The organism is Pseudomonas sp. (assembly GCF_002796985.1).
GTDB lineage: Bacteria > Pseudomonadota > Gammaproteobacteria > Pseudomonadales > Pseudomonadaceae > Pseudomonas.
Map to the genome: position 1 here is coordinate 90334 of NZ_PEKX01000023.1, position 17576 is coordinate 107909.

The following is a 17576-nucleotide window of genomic DNA, read 5'->3' on the forward strand; positions in this document are numbered from 1 at the left end:
GATCAGTTACCCCAGAGAATCTGCACACCCCAGACGAAGAATGCGAACATGGCCATGCCGCATACTGCCTGGACGAGGAAACGCACGACGGTCGCGGATTTGCCCAGCGCCATCGGAGTCAGGTAGTCGGTCGTGATGGTCCACATACCGACCCAGGCGTGCACGCTCAGGGAAACCAGGGTCAACAGGCTGAAGATCTTCATCAGGCTGTGGGAGAACAGACCGTGCCACTGGGCGTAGGAAATGCCCGGATGCGCGATCAGGAAGCCCAGCAGGAAGAGAACATAAGCCGCGAGAACGACCGCGGAGACGCGCTGGACCATCCAGTCATAGAGACCCGAACGCGACAAGTTTGTGACGTTAGTTACCATACCCATACCCCCGCCAGAACGATCAGCACCACTGCGACAGCGATGACGATTTTCGAACCACGCTTACCGCCTTCCAGTGTTTCGCCAATACCTGCGTCCATGACGAGGTGACGAATACCGGCTACCAGGTGGTACAGCAGCGCAGACAGCAGGCCCCAAATCACAAGCTTGACCAACGGATGGGTCAGACACGCCTTCACCTGCTCGAAGCTTTCTTCCGAAGCGAGGGAACGATCCAGTGCGAACAGCAGCACTGCGATGCCCACGAACAGAATGACGCCAGAGATACGGTGGAGAATCGACGTGTAAGCAGTGATAGGGAGTTGGATGGTCCTTAGGTCTAGGTTTACGGGTCGTTTGCTATTCACGGCTTTTTTCACACTGAGAGCCCTTCTATGGATCAGGGCTAGTTGTCGGGAGGTGCACTTGTCAGGTACCCATCACCTTCGGGAGTGACAACCGCCTATGGAGCAAGGCTCGAGAGGCCTTGGCGGCTGGTCGCCGAGTATAGACAGTTAGGTTCCTAATGACAACGGAAAGACCTCCACCTAAGGACTAATTGCCGCACCCCCATAAAAGGCGTAAACAGGCAAATTTTTCCGGCAAAACAGAGGCTTGGAGGAGCCAAACTTCTCCGATTGTGCAAATTGACATTCGGATTTATCTCTCTATAGTGGTGCGGGCCCTGCGTGGGGGGTCGTACAGATGATTTCAAGCATAAATAGGAGGCCATAATGGCTGACAAAAAAGCGCAGTTGATCATCGAGGGCGCTGCCCCCGTCGAACTGCCTGTCCTCTCCGGCACGCTGGGTCCCGATGTTGTCGACGTGCGGGGCCTGACCTCCACGGGTCACTTCACTTTCGACCCCGGCTTCATGTCCACCGCCTCCTGCGAGTCGAAGATCACCTTCATCGATGGTGATAAAGGCGTACTGCTGCACCGCGGCTACCCGATCGAACAACTCGCCGAGAAGTCCGACTACCTGGAAACCTGCTACCTGCTGCTCAACGGCGAGCTTCCGACTGCCGAGCAGAAGGAAAAGTTCGTCGGCACCATCAAGAACCACACCATGGTTCATGAGCAGCTGAAGACCTTCTTCAACGGCTTCCGCCGTGATGCGCACCCGATGGCCGTGATGTGCGGCGTAATCGGTGCCCTCTCCGCCTTCTATCACGACTCCCTGGACATCAACAATCCGAAGCACCGGGAAGTCTCCGCGCATCGCCTGATCGCCAAGATGCCGACCATCGCCGCCATGGTGTACAAGTACTCCAAGGGCGAGCCGATGATGTACCCGCGCAACGACCTGAACTATGCAGAAAACTTCCTGCATATGATGTTCAACACCCCTTGCGAGACCAAGCCGATCAGCCCCGTGCTGGCCAAGGCCATGGACCGCATCTTCATCCTGCACGCCGACCACGAGCAGAACGCTTCCACCTCCACCGTGCGCCTGGCGGGCTCTTCGGGTGCCAACCCGTTCGCCTGTATCGCCTCGGGTATCGCTGCCCTGTGGGGACCGGCTCACGGCGGTGCGAACGAAGCCGTTCTGCGCATGCTGGACGAGATCGGTGACGTGTCGAACATCGAGAAGTTCGTGGCCAAGGCCAAGGACAAGAACGATCCGTTCAAGCTGATGGGCTTCGGTCACCGCGTGTACAAGAACTTCGACCCGCGCGCCAAGGTCATGAAGCAGACCTGCGACGAGGTTCTCCAGGAGCTGGGCATCAACGACCCGCAACTGGAACTGGCCATGAAACTGGAAGAAATCGCCCGCCACGACCCCTACTTCGTGGAGCGCAACCTCTACCCGAACGTGGACTTCTACTCCGGCATCATCCTGAAGGCCATCGGTATTCCGACCAGCATGTTCACCGTGATCTTCGCCTTGGCACGTACCGTGGGCTGGATCTCGCACTGGCAGGAAATGCTCTCCGGTCCGTACAAGATTGGCCGTCCGCGTCAGCTGTACACCGGCGCCACCGAGCGCAACTTCGTGGACCTCAAGGCCCGCTAAGCGCTTCGATGCTGTGAAAAGGCCGCCTTCGGGCGGCCTTTTTATTGCTGTCTCGTCCTGAAGCAACGCGTCCCGTCCTGACCAGGGCTTACGCCTTCGCCTCTATTTTCAGGAGAGCCCAGATGGCAGAAGGTTTGCGGCGCAGTCAGCGTGATTACACGCAGGCTTTTAAGGGGTACGAAGCTGTCGATATCCATAACCAGGAACGGCCTCGCCTTTCCCTGAAATGCAAAACGCCCGATGACATGCATCGGGCGCTTTAAGGTCTGGTCACGGCCCTGAAAGGCGTAAGCCTATTTCAGGACTGGACAAGGCGTCACTCAGGCAGCGGCGAACTGGCTGGCGATGCTCGCCTGGGCGCCAGCGATGGCGTTGCGGCGCGGTTCGTCACCGTAGGCCAGGCCTTCGGCACGGACCACCTCGATGTCGGTTATGCCGAGGAATTTCAGCACCAGTTCCAGGTAGTTCTCATGAGCCACACCGGTAGGTTGACCCGCATGGATGCCGCCGGCGGTGGAGACGATGATCACCTTCTTGCCGCCAGCCAGGCCTTCCGAGCCGCTCTCGGTGTAGCGGAAAGTCTTCCCGGCCACCGCGATGCGATCGATCCAGGCTTTCAGCTGGCTGGGGATGGAGAAGTTGTACATCGGCGCGCCGATGACGATGGCGTCGGCAGCGAGGAACTCCTCGATGCTCTTCTCGCCCAGGGCGGCTTCGTGCTTCTGCGCGGCGTCGCGCAGCTCGGCGGGGGTGCCAGCGGCGACCAGGCTGGCGGAGGACAGGTGGCTGATGGCGTCGGCGGCCAGGTCACGATAGGTGACCTTGGCGCCCGGCTCAGCGGCAGTCCAGGCAGCGACCAGTTCGGCGCTCAGTTGGCGGGAAGCCGAGTTGTCGCCAAGGATGCTCGAGTCGATGTGCAGCAGATTCATGTGTGTTCTCCAGGAAAGGGGCCAAGTGGGTTGGCGGAGGGATTCGTCGTTGGAGGCAAGATTACGCATGTAGCCAATCCTCGATAAGTCGGCAAAAATGCAATGATTCGTCTCACCAGCAGGACAATCCCATGCAGGACCTCAATGACCTTTTCTATTTCGCCAAGGTGGTGGAAGCGGGTGGATTTGCCGCCGCCGGGCGCCTGCTGGGGTTGCCCAAGTCACGCCTGTCGCGACGTGTAGCGGAGCTGGAGGCGCGCCTGGATGTGCGGTTACTGCAACGCACTACCCGCAAACTGGCCCTCACCGACCTGGGAGAGCGCTATTACCGGCACTGCCAGGCGATGCTGGTGGAAGCGGAGATGGCCGATGAGGTGGCCGCGCAATTGAGCGCCGAGCCGCGCGGGCGGGTGAAGCTGTCGTGCCCGGTGGCGCTGGCGGAAACCTCGTTGAACGAGATGCTGCCGGGGTTCCTGGCAGCCTATCCGCAGGTGAACCTGGAACTGATGCTGACCAACCGCCGCGTCGATCTGCTCAACGAAAGCGTCGACGTCGCGCTGCGCGTACGTGCACCGGGAGACGAAGACCTGTCGCTGATATCAAGGCGCCTGCGCCAGGCAAAAACCGCGCTGGTGGCCGCGCCGGCACTGCTCAAGGGGATCAAGCTGCGCACGCCGGAAGACCTGACCGCCCTGCCCGTCCTCGGCGCCATCGACAACGACCGGCGCGTGCACATGAAGCTGGTCGGTCCGCAAGGCGAGATAAAGGAAGTCGCCCTGGAGGCGCGCCTGGCGGTGGAAGACTTCAACCTGCGCAAGAACGTGGCGCTGGCGGGGCTGGGCGTGACGCTGCTGCCGCTGCACTATTGCACCGAAGAACTGGAGGACGGTCGCCTGGTGCGCGTGCTACCCGCCTGGAGCGAGCCGGAGGCCTACCTGCAGGCTGTGTACCCGCACCGGCGCGGCATTCTGCCGGCGGTGCGGGCGTTGCTCGATTATCTCGAGGAAGGGTTTTCGAAAGACGACTGGCCTGTCTGAAAAAGGCGTTTAACCGGGGCTCGCACCCAGGCCCATCAGTGCGCCGATCCAGCCCAGCAGACGACCACCACTGAGCCAGTCGATCCAGAACAACTGGTGCAGCAGGACGATCGCCCAGAACACCAGCTGGAAGGACAGCTTGCGAGTCTTGTGGCGGAACACCTGTTGCGCGACAAAGGCGCCCGGCCAGCCGCCGAGCAGCTCCAGCAGATGCAGACTCTGTTCAGGGGTGCGCCACTCGTTGCGCTCGGCGCTGCGCTTGTCGCGCCAGTAGGCGAAGAAGGCCAGCACGCTGAACACGGGATAGAGCAGCAGGAACCAAACGAAGTAGGCGTCCTTCAACCAGAGCACCGAGCCGATGACGGGCAACGCCAGCAGCACCGCCAGGGTCGCCAGCGCCCTGCCCAGCGAGCGCTTCGGCGCGCTGGGGAAGGCCACTTCGCGACCGCTGCGGGCACGCTCGCGGCTGGCTGGCGTGACGGGCTTGCGGCGAATCGCCGGGGTATCGATGGCCAGGCCGGCCAGGCGGGCATGGTCGGCGCGCGGGCGACCGTCCTTGCCGGTGCCTTCGACATAACAGACCTGGTCGCCCGCTTGTGGGCGGCGGTCGCCACGGAAGTCGGAGATATGCAGGAAGACTTCCTTGCCACCCGATTGAGGGCTGATGAAACCAAAGCCCTTGTCGTCGTCCCAGCGGCTGATGGTGCCGTTCTTTTCCACGTTCACTCGCTTTCGGATCAGGGTTTGACGCTGCTCCAGTCAATCAGGGCGAACTGCCAGGTTGCCAGGATCAGCAGGCCGAACACGATACGGTACCAGGCAAAGGCCGCATAGCTGTGGTTGGCAATGAACTTGAGCAGGCCACGCACGGCAATCATCGCGAAGATGAACGAGGTGACGAAGCCGATGGCGAATATCGGCAGGTCCGACGGCTGGAACACGTCACGGTACTTGTAGCCTGAGTAGACCGCGGCGCCGACCATGGTCGGCATGGCCAGGAAGAAGGAGAACTCGGTGGCCGCCTTGCGCGACAGGCCGAACAGCAGCCCGCCGATGATGGTCGCGCCGGAGCGCGAGGTGCCCGGGATCAGCGCCAGGCACTGGCAGCAGCCGACCTTCAGCGCTTCCTTCCAGGTCATGTCGTCAACGGTTTCGGCATGGATCACATGCTGGCGCTTCTCCGCCCAGAGCATCACCACGCCGCCCACCACCAGGGCGACAGCCACGGTGATCGGGTTGAACAGGTAGTGGTGGATGTAATCGGCGAAGGCCACGCCCAGCACCACGGCCGGGAAGAAAGCAATCAGCAGGTTGATGGTGAAGCGCTGCGCCTTGGGCTGGCTAGGCAAGCCGCAGACGATATCGATGATCTTGCGGCGGAACTCCCAGACCACGGCAAGAATGGCCGCCAGCTGGATGATTATATTGAAGGCTTCGGCACGTTCGCCGCCGAAACCGATGAGGTCCGCCACGATGATCTGGTGGCCGGTACTGGAGATCGGCAGGAACTCGGTAAGCCCCTCGACCACGCCAAGAAGGAAGGCCTGAAAGGCACTCCACAGATCCATACTACTTCCCCCGCGAGGCACATCGGCTCGCATTCTTCTAATGGTTTTACTCCGCTGCCTGCTCCTGGCGCGCAAGCGCCGCAGCGGCGTCGGCATGCTAATGCATTGGCTGCTGATCGCTACGAAATTCACAAAAATTTCTCTTCCGCGGCGTGGGCAGCGGAAGCGTTGGCACTTCGGCAAAAATGACCTGCCGTCCATCGCCAGGCAGATGCAGACAACCGCTATCCGAGCAGGTTCGCGCCATCATGCAAAATGCCTAATTCATTGAAAAGCGTGCAGTACTTCCGTACCAGAAAGCCTACAAACCACTTCCCTGTGTTAGCCCGGCGAAACACTCGACTCGCCGCAAACGCCTGCACCTTGCGGCTCAACCTCCCCCATCCAAAGTTGTGTATCAGGCGTGCAACAGAATTCGCTGAATCAGTGCTCCGGGCCCCGTGCTAGGGCCTGCGGCCTGATTTCGTACGCCAGCCCTGTATCAACGCCGAGACACATGCTCCGTGGTGGCTCACATGGCCTAGCGCCATGTCATTGATTCTCAATAGCTGATTAAAAGCGGCACGCCCCCTGCTCCACCTTGGTACCGCTGGCTAGGGCACAGCGCACCAAGAAGGAACCGCCATCATGGGGAACATCGACTCACGGATAGTCGGCATTTTCGTCACGCTTGCTTGCAGCGCGGCCAGCATACCGCTGTGCCCGATCGTCCAGGCTGGCGACGGCACCATCGTCCTGCAGCGCCAGGTGCAACCACGTGTCGCCACCCGGCCGACCGACATTCCCGACCCGAACCCGATCACCGTCAATCCCAACATCTCCGAGCAGATCGTGCGTCAGACCGGCAACGCCGAGCTGAACGACAGCGACTTTGCCGGCGTCACCAGCGGCTCCAGCCTGCAGCGGCACATCCTGCCCGGCGGCCAACTGGTGGGCATGGATAACGGCGCCAACCAGACCTTGAACGGCAATGGCATGGGCGCCGGCGCGGCTGGCGGCGGTGCGGGTATATCCAACTCAGTGAACCGTACCGTCCAGCAGGGACTTTCTCCCTTGCGCATGCTGACGGGGGATCGTTGAGATGAACGCCCGCCTGCTCGCTCTGCCCCTTCTGTTCTGTAGCGCCACGGCCTTCGCCGCCGACCCCTCGACCGTCAACAACGCCAGTATCGACAGCGCGGTGCGCAACTACCGTGGCGTCGCCAGCATCAACCAGGCCGCCGGCGACTCCCAGCAGCAGGCCAACGGCCGTGCCATCGCCATCGGCAGCAATGCACAGGCCACCACCCAGTTCCGCCAGACGGTCAACGCCAGCGTCGACCTCAACCAGGCCGCGTCCGCCAGCATCACCGGCAATGCCTTCACCAACGGCAACGGCGCACTGGGCGTGAACCAGGCCGCCGGGGCTGCCAACCAGCAAGTGAACGCCATGCGGATCAGCGTCAGCGCTGTCCCGCAGAGCGTCGATGACAGCGTGCTTTCCCAGCAGAACGTCGCGCTGCCAGTGAACTCAGGCTCGATGGATTCCACCACGGGTAGCCGGCAGGTCGTCACCAGCGACCAGGCCTTTGCCGGCAGCCGGGGTGTCGTCCAGATGAGCCAGAGCGCCGGGGTCGGCAATCGCATTGCCAACACCCTGAGCATCCGGGTCGCGGACTGACCCAAGCCAACTCAAATAACACTAGACACGCCAAACAAAGCAAAGGAGATACACCATGAAACCGTCAATGGCTCTGAAGCCGCTGGTTTTCGCTGTCGCAGCGATCATGGCTGTAGCTGTGCAAGCGGATAACCGCAATGGTAATGGTCATGGAAACGGGCATGGCAATGGCCACGGCAATGGTCACGGTCATGAACAACATCAACCCAAGCCTCCCTACGATCCCTACAAGGACCCACGGATCGAGGCAGGCGCCAGCGCAACGGTGGAAGACACCCAGGAAAGCAGCGACAACACCGTGGTGAACATGGGCACCAAGAACAACGCGACAGTCGACGGATCGTTGGGGAACGCATCCGGTAACGTGGGCGTCAACGTGGCCGCCGGCGACATGAACCAACAGGCCAACGCTGCTGCTCTGGCGACTGCCGATGAGAAGTTCATCTTCGGTACCGCCTATGCGTCGACCGATGTGACCCAGAACAACACGGATAACCGGGCCTTGAACCTCTCCACCACCAACAAGGCGTCGCTGAACAACTCCGGTAGCAACTCCTCCGGGAACATCGGCATCAACATCACCTCGGGCAACTACAACCAGCAGAAAAACGACATGGCAGCCGCCGTGTCCGGTGGTCGTAGTGCTGACTCCTACAGTGGCGCCACCCAGACATCCAGTGGCAACACCGTGGGCAACGTGGCCTTCCTGACTTACGAGAAGGAAACCCTGCGTTCCAGCTTCAGCGCCCATGGCACCTACAAGGGCGCAGGTGCAGGGTACGTGGTCGACGAGTCGGGCCGTGGCGGTCATGACGACAGCCGTAACAGCGGCGGCAGCAAAACCGACAAGGACCCACTGTTCTTCGTCGAGGCTGGCACTGTTGACCTCAGAGGCCAGGCCACCTATCAGGTGCTGATCCCCACCGGTTGGAAAGACCCGGTGCGCAACGATGCATCCATCAACAACTCGCTCAACAACGTGTCGGGCAACCTGGGCGCGAACGTTGCGGCTGGCGTAGGCAACCAGCAGAGCAACTCGCTGTCCATCGCCGCAGGCTGCAAATCCTGCCTGTAAGCGACACGGCGTAGCACCTGGAGGCTCCGGCGACGGAGCCTCCTTCTCCTGAGCCCCCCTCAAGGCGTCACGATCATGCGTACGTCCGCCCTGCTTTTGCTCGCCCTTTTCTCGCTCACGGCGCAGGCCGCGCAACTTCCGTTCGCCATTCTTCCCGGCGGATCGATGGCCTACAAGCACGTCGAGAGCATCCGCGAGCGCAAGTTCAGCAATCTGGTCCAGCAGAAGACCGACTTCAGCTGCGGTGCCGCCGCGCTGGCGACGATCCTCCGCCAGGCCTACGCGCTGGACGTGGACGAGGAGTTCGTGATCAAGGGCATGCTGGTCCGGGCCGACCCGGACCTGGTGCGCACCCAGGGTTTTTCGATGCTCGACATGAAGACGTACCTGGAAGGCATCGGCATGCGCGCACGCGGATACCGAATTCCCGCGGCATCTCTGGAGAAGCTGACGATCCCGGTGATAGTGCTGATGGATATTCGTGGCTACAAACACTTCGTCGTGATGCAACGCGCCTATAAAGGCTACGTCTACATCGGCGACCCAGTGCTGGGCCACAAGCGCTTCACTCAGGAAGATTTTCTCAAAGGCTGGAACGGCATCATCTTTGCCGTCATCGGTCCGGGCTACCAACAGGCCAACGCGCTGATGAGCCCACCCGACCCTCTGACGGCCAGGGACCGAATCAATGCGTTCAGCCCGGTCAAGGATGCGGAGCTCATGGAATTCGGCTTCATCCAGAGCGACTTCCTCTAAAGACCGCACAAGAACGGAAGGCAGGAATCCTTCCGGGAGAACCCCAATGAAAGTGATCCCGCTGCTTGCCGCCACCTGCATAGTGGCCTGCCTGCCGGTCCAGGCGGAAAGCATCTTCAAGCCGATCGAGTTGAAGGACCAGGAACTGGCCCAACTTCGCGGCAAATACGTGATGCCTGGCCGGGTCATCAGCTTCGGTATTGTCATGAGCAGTACCTGGAAGAACGCCGTGGGCGACAACATCGGCGCCAGGGTCAGCATGCAGATCCAGGAATCCACCATCAAACCGCAGTTCTATGTCACCACCATCGATGAGAAGAGCAACGCTCCAGCACCGGCCGCAGGCACCGGCACCGTCACCGGTGGCGCCGGCCTCAATCAGACTCAGGGCGTCACCCAGAGCGTCCGGGCCGCCGGTGATTACAACAGCGCGTCGAACAACGTCAGCATCGACGTGAAAGAAGCCAACCAGGCACCCGTCGTGGCCCAGGAGAGCACGCCACTGAACAATACGCCGATCTCCGCCAGCAACGGCGCTGGCACCGTCAGCGTGACGCCTGGCAATGGAGGCATCCAACTCGCGATCAACGCCAACGGCCAGGGCGCCGCCATGCAGCAACTGGCCGCCGGCGGGCTGCTCCAGGCCGTGCAGATGGTGGGTGGAAATAATGCCGTCAAAAACCAGGCACAGCTAAGCGTGGTCCTGAAAAACAACCTTCCGTCGTCTGGAGCGCTCGACTGCAACCTTGACCAGCTCAAAGGGCTTCGCACCATGGGTATGTGATCTACGCTCCAGTGCGACTGTGAGGTCCAACCTATAAGAAGGACAGCGCGCCATGCACCGATCGCTATCGCTAGGAACTGCAATCTGTGTATCCGCCTTACTCCCCTCGACCTTCGCCGCCGCGGCGACGGAAGCCGAGGTGGAGACGTTGAAACAGGAACTGCTCGAGCTCAAGCAGCGCTACGAGGCACAGCAGAAGGCACTGATGGTGCTCGAGCAACGGGTCAGGCAAGTGGAAGAAGCACCCGCCACACCCGCCCAGCCCAAGCGCCTGGTCACTTCCACCGGCAAGCCGACACCCCCCGGAACCGGTAATACCGTGGCCTCCAGTGGCAGTTCCTACGGCGAATCGCTCAAGGACGACGCCGGCCCGCCCAAGAGTGTGGAGAACCTCTACGACGAGGCCAGTGGATTCTTCGGCAACGGCGCCTTCAGCTTCGAGACGGGCATCACCTATACCCACTACGACACCAAGCAGTTGATCCTCAACGGCTTCCTGGCGCTGGACACCATCTTCCTGGGCAACATCGGCGTGGACAACATCAACGCCGACAACTGGACCCTGGACCTGACCGGACGCTACAACTGGAACAACCGCTGGCAGTTCGACATAAACGCCCCCGTGGTGTACCGCGAAAGTACCTTCGAATCGGCCGGCGCCGGCAACTCCACGGCGCAGTCCACCGACGAAACCGTGACCCGCGACCCGACCCTGGGCGACGTCAATGTCGGCATCGCCTACAAGTTCATGGACGAAACCGAGTCGCGTCCCGACGCGGTGGTCAGCCTGCGGATCAAGGCCCCAACCGGCAAGGAGCCCTACGGCATCAAGCTCAAGCGCGCCTCGGACAACGACAACCTCAACGTGCCCGAGTCCCTGCCCACCGGCAACGGCGTCTGGTCGGTCACCCCTGGCATCTCGCTGGTCAAGACCGTCGACCCGGCCGTGCTGTTCGGCAGTTTCTCCTACACCTACAACATGGAGGAATCCTTCGACGACATCAGCCCTACCCAGGGCGTGAAGCAGAAAGGCAAGGTCGACCTCGGCGACTGGTTCCAGATCGGTGCGGGCGTGGCCTTCGCCCTCAACGAGAAAACCAGCATGTCGTTCTCCTTCTCCGACCTGATCGCCAAGAAGAGCAAGATCAAGGCCGACGGCGGCGACTGGACCACCGTCACCGGCAGCGACGCCAACGCGGCGTACTTCAACTGGGGCCTGACTTACGCCTGGAGCCCCAACCTGACCATCGTGCCGAACCTGTCCATCGGCATCTCGCCGGATGCGCCGGATTTCAGCTTCAGCGTGAAATTCCCGTATTACTTCTGACGGCTCGGCTGTCCACATGCAAAGGCCCCTTTTCGGGGCCTTTGTCATTCCTGCCCGTGGCCCCTCCCATATGGCGTTGTCAGGCACGTAGGGCGCATAACCCGGAACGGGTTATGCGCCCTACGTATTGCCCTCCCCGGCGAACGCTTGCGTAGGATGGCGTGGAGCGCAGCGATACCCATCGGTTTTCGTGCACCGACAGCATGGGTATCGCAAGCTCCACCCATCCTACGTTCGTGCTTCACCGTGAGTTTCGATTTGGGGGAGTTTCGACGTGGAAAGGCAAGAAAGGCACCGCCCTAGCGCAACTGATGCTTGTGCAACAAACGATAGAAAGTCGGCCGCGAAATACCCAGCATCCGCGCCGCCACGCTGAGGTTGTCGCCGTGCCGGGCCAGGGCATCGCACATGGCCTGGCGTTCGGCGCCGAGCTTGTATTCCTCCAGGGTCACCAGCGGCAAGTGCGCCGAACGGCCCTTCTCCCTTTCCAGGCCCAGGTCGCGGGCCTCGATCTGTCGCCCCTCGGCCAGCACCAAACCACGGCGCACCCGATTGGCCAGCTCGCGCACGTTGCCCGGCCAGCTGTGCTCCGCCATCGCCGCCAGTGCATCGTCGGAAAAACGCCGCGGGCGGCGGCCGGTTTCGACGCTATAAAGGTGGGCGAAGTGATTGGCCAGCAGCGCCAGGTCGCCATTGCGCTCGCGCAGCGGCGAAGTGGAGACCTGCAGGACATTGAGCCGGTAGTAGAGATCCTCGCGGAACTGCCCCGCGCGGATCGCCTGCTCCAGGTCGACGTGGGTCGCCGCCAGCACCCGCACGTCAACAGTGATCGGCTGGCTGCCGCCGACCCGTTCTATCTGCTTCTCCTGCAGCACGCGCAACAGGTTGGCCTGCAGCTCCAGTGGCAAATCACCTACCTCATCGAGGAACAGCGTGCCGCCGTTGGCCTGCTCGAAGCGACCGATCTTGCGTTGGTGCGCGCCAGTGAAGGCGCCCTTCTCGTGGCCGAACAGCTCCGACTGGATCAACGACTCCGGCATCGCCCCGCAGTTGATTGCCACGAACGGCCGGATCGCCCGGCGCGACTGGCGGTGCAGCGTGCGCGCCACCAACTCCTTGCCAGTGCCGCTCTCGCCACGGATCAACACGGGAGACTCGGTCGGCGCGAACTTCGCCAACAATTTGCGCAACTCGCGCACGTCGCGGCTTTCGCCCAGTAGCTCGTGCTCGTGCTCATCGCTGGGCACGCTGCCGCGCCCGCGCAGACGCGCCATGCCGAACGCGCGGCCGAGGGTGACCTGCACCCGCGCCACATCGAAGGGCAAGGTATGGAAATCGAAGAACCACTCGCTGACGAAATCGCCCACTTCATTGAGTGGCAACGAGTCCGGGCTGAGCACGGCTATCCACTCCGTGCCGCTGCGGCTGATGAGTTCCTTGACGGACTCCCGGCGTTCGAGATGCCGGGGTTGCAGGCGCAGCAGGCCGACGTCACAACCGCGATTGCCGGCGTTATCCAGCTCGCAGCTATCTACCTCCCACCCTGCTGCCCGTAGTCCGGGTAATAACCTGCGGCAGTCGTCGCACGGATCGACCACCAGCAGGCGACGAAGATTCGTGGCTGCCTCGAGCATGCTCCCTTCCTTGGCGCCATTATTTTGAAAAACTTTAAAAAACAGATGGTTGGCGCTCCAATTTGTAACGCTAGCAATATCTTGACGGCACCCATTGACCGTTTTCCTATAAGGTCAATGACGAATCGATCTCACCACCCGCGCCCCCGTCGCTTGACTTCCAGGCGCCGCACGAACTCCTCCAGCACCAGCTTGTAGAGGTCATCTCCCAGGTACACATCCTCCACGCCGCAGTCGATGTTCGGGTTGTCGTTCACCTCGATCACCACCACGCGCTCCCCGGCCTGCTTCAAGTCCACGCCGTAGAGCCCGTCGCCGATCAGGTTCGCGGTCTTCACCGCCAATTCCACCACCTTGCGCGGTGCCTCGTGGACGGCCATGGTGCGGAAATCGCCGCTGATTTCCTGGGCCTCCGGGCTGTGGTCGTAGATCTGCCAGTGCCCCTTGGACATGAAGTACTGGCAGGCGAATATGGGTTTCTGATTCAACACGCCGATGCGCCAGTCATATTCGGTATAGAAGAACTCCTGGGCGAGCAGCAGCACCGAGCGCTCGAACAGTTCGGTGCTGGCCTTGAGCAGCTCCTGCTGGTTGCTCACCTTGATCACCCCGCGGGAGAAACTGCCGTCGGGAATCTTCAGCACCAGCGGGAAGCCCAGCCGCTGGCCGACCTTCTCCAGTTCCTGCGGATTGTCCTTGTAGAGGATCTCGGTGGCCGGCATGCCCAGCTTGTGGCTGCGCAACAGGTCGGCGAGGTAGACCTTGTTGGTGCAGCGCAGGATCGACACCGGGTCATCCATCACCACCATGCCCTCGCTTTCGGCCTTCTTGGCAAAGCGATAGGTGTGGTCGCTGACGCTGGTGGTCTCGCGGATCAGCAGCGCGTCGTACTCGGCCAGCCGCGAGTAGTCCTTCTTCTCGATCAGTTCGACATCGATGCCGAGGCTGCGGCCGATGCGGATGAAGTGCTTCAGCGCCTTGGGGTCGGACGGCGGGAGGGCCTCCTCCGGGTCATGCAGGATCGCCAGGTCATAGCGGTACTGCTTGCGCGAACGAGGCTTGCGCCAGATCTGCCGGCTGAAACCATCCAGCGCATTGGCGAACAACTCTTCCTGATCCTCGCGCAGCTTGTGGATGTTCCCGGGCTTCACGCCTTCGATATGCCAGCCACGGTTCTTGCGGAACTCCACCAGCAGCATCGGGCACGGCAGCGCCTCGAACAGCTGGCGCGCCAGCTCCTGCAGCGGCTCGATGTCGGTGCGGCCGAAATACAGCGTCAGGGTGAAGCCGTCGGTGCTGCCGTAAGGGTGATCGGCCAGCGCCTTGTCGAGGGTCTTCTCCAGGTCTTCCAGGGCCAGGCTGTAGAGCGACTTCTTCGCCAGCTCGCTGATGCTGCGCACCGAGGGAATCACCTTGTGCTCGCGCGCTTCGGCCAGCAGCGAGCAGTAATAGCCGTGGCCCAGGTACTTGTAGTTGCGGCACAGGTTGATCACCTGCACGCGCTTGCCGGTGTCGTCGTCGATGGGCATTTCCAGGTACTCCTGGGCGCTGACCACGTCGTCGCTGGGATAGTACGAAGCCCAGTCTTCCTTGCGCTCCACGATGATGAACAGCTTGCTCACGACACCTCCGAAGATGGCTGGCGCGCTTGCCGCGACCTGAGCCTGGGACAATACTGGTTGCTGCTTCGACCGCGCGGCGGGTCGCCCGTTCGCCGCCAGCACCGGACAAGGTGCGCCTTCGCAGATTAACGAATGCTTACCCTATGAAACTCCAGTTCCGCGCCGCCTCCGCCGACGACCTGCACGCCCTGGTCGACATGGAAAACCGCTGTTTCGAGCACGACCGCCTGTCCCGCCGCAACTTCCAGTGGATGATCACTCGCGCCCACGCCAGCCTCACCGTCGCCGAATCCGACGGCCAACTGCTGGGCTATGCGCTGGTGCTGTTCCACCAGGGCACTTCGCTGGCGCGCCTGTATTCGATTGCCGTGGACGAACGCGCCCGCGGCATTGGCCTGGGCCAGAAGCTGCTGGACCGCGCCGAAGCGGAGGCGCTGGAAAACGACTGCGCCTACCTGCGCCTGGAGGTGCGCCCGGACAACCGCGGCGCCATCGCCCTTTACCAGCGCAACGGTTACCGCCCGTTCGCCACGGTACGCGACTACTACGAAGACCACAGCGAAGCCTTGCGCTTCGAGAAGCGTATCCGCCACATCAACGAGCGCACCCATCGCCACGTGCCCTACTACCGGCAGACGACCGAGTTCACCTGCGGTCCCTCGGCACTGCTGATGGCCATGGGCGCGCTGCAGCCCGAGCGCCGCCTGGAGCGCCGCGAGGAGCTGCGCCTGTGGCGCGAGGCAACCACCATCTACATGACTGCCGGCCACGGCGGTTGCAGCCCGCAAGGCCTGGCGCTAGCGGCGCTGCGCCGGGGCTTTCGCGTGCGCCTGCTGCTCTCGGAGGACGGCCCGCTGTTCCTCGATGGCGTACGCAGCGAGGAGAAGCGCGAAGTGATGCGCCTGGTCCATGAAGACTTCAGCGCCGAACTGGCGCAAAGCGATGTGGAGCAACTGCTGGTCAACCAGCTGGACATCGAGGGCGCCCTGGAAGCAGGTGGGCAGCCCATGGTGTTGATCAGCAGCTACCGCCTGACCCGCTCCAAGTCGCCGCACTGGGTGGTGGTCACCGACTGCGACGAAGACTTCGTCTACCTGCACGACCCCGACGTCGATCACAGCCAGCACCGCGAGCCGCTGGACTGCCAGCACATCCCGGTGAGCCACGCCGAATTCGAGAAGATGAGCCGCTTCGGCCGCAGCAAGCTGCGCGCCGCGGTGATCCTCTACCCGCGCTGAGGCCTCGTTTCCAGCTAGGGCGCGCTGCGACAGGTGGTGAAGCACCCCACCGGCGCCACCGGTGCACGCAGCTCTGCTGCCGGCAGGTAGCCGTTGCGGGTGTAGAGGAAATCGAAGCCGAACAGGCTGAGCATCAGCAGGATCGGCAGGACGAGAGTGACGGCGATACGCATGGCGACGCTCCTCTTCTGGTTCTTGTAGCGCCATCCTAGGGCGCAGGCGCGGCGCGCAACCTACTACCTTGGTACTGCCCCACCGGTACTTTCTGCATATTTGCCGCGCCCCGGGCGCTTCCTATGCTGGCCGCACAAGAACCAGAAAGGAGTCGCCCCATGCGCCAGTTCGCCCTGCACGGCGTGGCCTATCTGTTTGCGTTAGCCTTCGCCGCCGTCTTCAGCCTCGACGTGCGCGCGGAGGATGCCCCCGCGCTGGAAATCCGCATCGGCTACCTGGGCTACACGCCCGATCCCGGCCCGCTGCTGTCCAACGTCATCCCCGAACCCAGCGACGCAGGCCTGCGCGGCGCAGAACTGGCGATCAGCGACAGCAACAGCACCGGGCGCTTCCTCAAGCACCTCTACCGCCTGGAAGCCGCCAGCACCGACACCCCGGAAAAACTGCTGACCGAAGCCCGGAGGCTGCACGACGCCGGCCTGCGCCTGTTCGTGGTCAACGCCCCGGCCGAGACCCTGCGCCAACTGGCCGCCACGCTGCCGGACAGCCTGCTGTTCAACGCCGGCGCCGCCGATGACGAACTGCGCGCCAGCCAGTGTGCGGTGAACGTGCTGCACACCCTGCCCAGCCGCCTGATGCTGACCGACGCCCTCACCCAGTTCCTGGTGCTGCGCAAGTGGACACGCTGGCTGCTGATCGTCGGCCAGCGCCCGGAAGACACCGCCTACGCCAACGCCCTGCGCCGTTCGGCCAAACGCTTCGGCGCGAAGATCGTCGAGGAAAAGCCCTTCACCTTCGCCAACGACCAGCGTCGCAGCGCCCAGGCCGACATGGCGCTGTTCACCCAGTCCAGCGAGGACTACGACGCCGTGCTGGTGGCCGACGAGCACGGCGACTTCGGCGAATACGTGCCCTACAACACCTGGCTGCCGCGCCCGGTCGCCGGCACTCAGGGGCTGGTCGCCACGGGCTGGCACAAGACCGTGGAAACCTACGGCGCCGCGCAGTTGCAGAAGCGCTTCGAGGAACACGCCGGGCGCTGGATGAACGACCGCGACTTCGCCGCCTGGATCGCCGTGCGCAGCATCGCCAGCGCCGTCACTCGCCTGCGCGACGCCGACCCCACCGCAATCCGCAAGCTGTCGCTCTCCCCCGACCTGCCGCTGGACGGCTTCAAGGGCTACAAGCTCGGCTTCCGCCCCTGGGACGGCCAGTTGCGCCAGCCGATCCCGCTGGTGCAGCCGCGCGCCCTGGTCAGTACTTCGCCTCAGGAAGGTTTCCTGCACCCCGCCAGCGAACTCGACAGCCTCGGCCTCGATGCACCGGAAAGCCAGTGCCATCTGGCCGACGCCAAGCCCTAACAAGAACACCCCATGAGGACCC

General features: G+C 62.5%; 18 protein-coding genes. 10 read left to right on the forward strand and 8 right to left on the reverse strand.

Translation table 11 applies throughout. The features are described 5' to 3' along the window. Positions 1 to 2: 2 nt before the first annotated feature. Positions 3 to 371 carry a succinate dehydrogenase, hydrophobic membrane anchor protein gene (gene sdhD / locus CTR55_RS26315; RefSeq protein ID WP_296290627.1) on the reverse strand — a complete coding sequence of 123 codons (369 nt, stop codon included), beginning with the start codon at positions 369 to 371 and terminating at the stop codon, positions 3 to 5. Next, complete coding sequence (gene sdhC, locus CTR55_RS26320; protein WP_167523168.1) at positions 365 to 751, reverse strand: succinate dehydrogenase, cytochrome b556 subunit; 387 nt, start codon at positions 749 to 751, stop codon at positions 365 to 367. The genes sdhD and sdhC overlap by 7 nt, the downstream gene beginning before the upstream one ends. A 354-nt stretch (positions 752 to 1105) precedes the next feature. Between sdhC and gltA the strand changes: the two genes are divergently transcribed. Beyond that, entirely contained in the window at positions 1106 to 2389 is a 1284-nt protein-coding gene (gltA, locus tag CTR55_RS26325; protein WP_296290628.1) for a citrate synthase, read from the forward strand. 320 nt (positions 2390 to 2709) lie between these two features. Here gltA and CTR55_RS26330 read toward each other — a convergent pair whose 3' ends face one another. Further along, positions 2710 to 3318 carry an FMN-dependent NADH-azoreductase gene (locus tag CTR55_RS26330; RefSeq protein ID WP_296290629.1) on the reverse strand — a complete coding sequence of 203 codons (609 nt, stop codon included), beginning with the start codon at positions 3316 to 3318 and terminating at the stop codon, positions 2710 to 2712. 131 nt (positions 3319 to 3449) lie between these two features. On the opposite strand from CTR55_RS26330, the gene CTR55_RS26335 reads away from it, so the two are divergent. Continuing rightward, positions 3450 to 4355 (forward strand): LysR substrate-binding domain-containing protein, encoded by a 906-nt coding sequence (locus CTR55_RS26335; RefSeq protein ID WP_296290630.1) that lies wholly within the window; start codon positions 3450 to 3452, stop codon positions 4353 to 4355. Positions 4356 to 4364: 9 nt separating this feature from the next. Here CTR55_RS26335 and CTR55_RS26340 read toward each other — a convergent pair whose 3' ends face one another. Further along, a complete protein-coding gene (locus CTR55_RS26340; protein ID WP_296290631.1) occupies positions 4365 to 5075 on the reverse strand; it encodes a DUF1294 domain-containing protein in 711 nt (236 codons plus the stop codon). Positions 5076 to 5092: 17 nt separating this feature from the next. After that, on the reverse strand, positions 5093 to 5923 hold the full coding sequence (locus tag CTR55_RS26345) for an undecaprenyl-diphosphate phosphatase (protein ID WP_296290632.1): 831 nt from the start codon (positions 5921 to 5923) through the stop codon (positions 5093 to 5095). A 627-nt stretch (positions 5924 to 6550) separates the two neighbouring features. Here CTR55_RS26345 and CTR55_RS26350 point away from each other — a divergent pair. The 6 genes from CTR55_RS26350 (at position 6551) to CTR55_RS26375 (ending at position 11525) form a co-directional block, all read left to right on the forward strand. Beyond that, entirely contained in the window at positions 6551 to 7003 is a 453-nt protein-coding gene (locus CTR55_RS26350) for a hypothetical protein (RefSeq protein ID WP_296290633.1), read from the forward strand. A gap of 1 nt (position 7004) precedes the next feature. After that, entirely contained in the window at positions 7005 to 7583 is a 579-nt protein-coding gene (locus tag CTR55_RS26355; protein WP_296290634.1) for an adhesin, read from the forward strand. Between the two features lie 55 nt (positions 7584 to 7638). After that, positions 7639 to 8658 (forward strand): heme utilization protein, encoded by a 1020-nt coding sequence (locus CTR55_RS26360; RefSeq protein WP_296290635.1) that lies wholly within the window; start codon positions 7639 to 7641, stop codon positions 8656 to 8658. Positions 8659 to 8733: 75 nt separating this feature from the next. Further along, entirely contained in the window at positions 8734 to 9414 is a 681-nt protein-coding gene (locus CTR55_RS26365) for a C39 family peptidase (RefSeq protein ID WP_296290636.1), read from the forward strand. 46 nt (positions 9415 to 9460) lie between these two features. After that, positions 9461 to 10198, forward strand: coding sequence for a hypothetical protein (locus CTR55_RS26370; RefSeq protein ID WP_296290637.1), 738 nt, complete (start codon positions 9461 to 9463; stop codon positions 10196 to 10198). Between the two features lie 52 nt (positions 10199 to 10250). After that, positions 10251 to 11525 (forward strand): hypothetical protein, encoded by a 1275-nt coding sequence (locus CTR55_RS26375; protein ID WP_296290638.1) that lies wholly within the window; start codon positions 10251 to 10253, stop codon positions 11523 to 11525. A gap of 299 nt (positions 11526 to 11824) precedes the next feature. On the opposite strand, the gene CTR55_RS26380 is transcribed toward CTR55_RS26375, so the two are convergent. Together CTR55_RS26380 and CTR55_RS26385 are read right to left on the reverse strand one after the other, a co-directional pair. Then, positions 11825 to 13159: a sigma-54 dependent transcriptional regulator gene (locus tag CTR55_RS26380; protein ID WP_296290639.1), complete on the reverse strand. Its 1335-nt coding sequence runs from the start codon at positions 13157 to 13159 to the stop codon at positions 11825 to 11827. A 131-nt stretch (positions 13160 to 13290) separates the two neighbouring features. Then, the gene (locus CTR55_RS26385; RefSeq protein WP_296290640.1) at positions 13291 to 14781 is read right to left on the reverse strand and encodes a RimK family protein; all 1491 of its coding nucleotides are present in this window, start codon (positions 14779 to 14781) and stop codon (positions 13291 to 13293) included. 110 nt (positions 14782 to 14891) lie between these two features. On the opposite strand from CTR55_RS26385, the gene CTR55_RS26390 reads away from it, so the two are divergent. Beyond that, positions 14892 to 16019: a GNAT family N-acetyltransferase/peptidase C39 family protein gene (locus CTR55_RS26390; protein ID WP_296290641.1), complete on the forward strand. Its 1128-nt coding sequence runs from the start codon at positions 14892 to 14894 to the stop codon at positions 16017 to 16019. 14 nt (positions 16020 to 16033) lie between these two features. Here the strand turns inward: CTR55_RS26390 and CTR55_RS26395 are convergent, their stop codons facing one another. Continuing rightward, complete coding sequence (locus CTR55_RS26395; protein WP_296290642.1) at positions 16034 to 16192, reverse strand: hypothetical protein; 159 nt, start codon at positions 16190 to 16192, stop codon at positions 16034 to 16036. Positions 16193 to 16351: 159 nt separating this feature from the next. Here CTR55_RS26395 and CTR55_RS26400 point away from each other — a divergent pair, with 159 nt between their 5' ends. Next, positions 16352 to 17554 carry an ABC transporter substrate-binding protein gene (locus CTR55_RS26400; protein WP_296290643.1) on the forward strand — a complete coding sequence of 401 codons (1203 nt, stop codon included), beginning with the start codon at positions 16352 to 16354 and terminating at the stop codon, positions 17552 to 17554. The last annotated feature ends 22 nt before the right edge of the window (positions 17555 to 17576 follow it).

Coding starts and splice junctions, on each gene's coding strand:
- CTR55_RS26375 (WP_296290638.1), top strand. CDS start 10,251: ATGCACCGATCGCTATCGCTAGGAACTGCAATCTGTGTATCCGCCTTA.
- CTR55_RS26380 (WP_296290639.1), bottom strand. CDS start 13,159: ATGCTCGAGGCAGCCACGAATCTTCGTCGCCTGCTGGTGGTCGATCCG.
- CTR55_RS26370 (WP_296290637.1), top strand. CDS start 9,461: ATGAAAGTGATCCCGCTGCTTGCCGCCACCTGCATAGTGGCCTGCCTG.
- CTR55_RS26355 (WP_296290634.1), top strand. CDS start 7,005: ATGAACGCCCGCCTGCTCGCTCTGCCCCTTCTGTTCTGTAGCGCCACG.
- CTR55_RS26345 (WP_296290632.1), bottom strand. CDS start 5,923: ATGGATCTGTGGAGTGCCTTTCAGGCCTTCCTTCTTGGCGTGGTCGAG.
- CTR55_RS26335 (WP_296290630.1), top strand. CDS start 3,450: ATGCAGGACCTCAATGACCTTTTCTATTTCGCCAAGGTGGTGGAAGCG.
- CTR55_RS26400 (WP_296290643.1), top strand. CDS start 16,352: ATGCGCCAGTTCGCCCTGCACGGCGTGGCCTATCTGTTTGCGTTAGCC.
- CTR55_RS26365 (WP_296290636.1), top strand. CDS start 8,734: ATGCGTACGTCCGCCCTGCTTTTGCTCGCCCTTTTCTCGCTCACGGCG.
- CTR55_RS26330 (WP_296290629.1), bottom strand. CDS start 3,318: ATGAATCTGCTGCACATCGACTCGAGCATCCTTGGCGACAACTCGGCT.
- gltA (WP_296290628.1), top strand. CDS start 1,106: ATGGCTGACAAAAAAGCGCAGTTGATCATCGAGGGCGCTGCCCCCGTC.
- CTR55_RS26360 (WP_296290635.1), top strand. CDS start 7,639: ATGAAACCGTCAATGGCTCTGAAGCCGCTGGTTTTCGCTGTCGCAGCG.
- CTR55_RS26350 (WP_296290633.1), top strand. CDS start 6,551: ATGGGGAACATCGACTCACGGATAGTCGGCATTTTCGTCACGCTTGCT.
- sdhD (WP_296290627.1), bottom strand. CDS start 371: ATGGTAACTAACGTCACAAACTTGTCGCGTTCGGGTCTCTATGACTGG.
- CTR55_RS26395 (WP_296290642.1), bottom strand. CDS start 16,192: ATGCGTATCGCCGTCACTCTCGTCCTGCCGATCCTGCTGATGCTCAGC.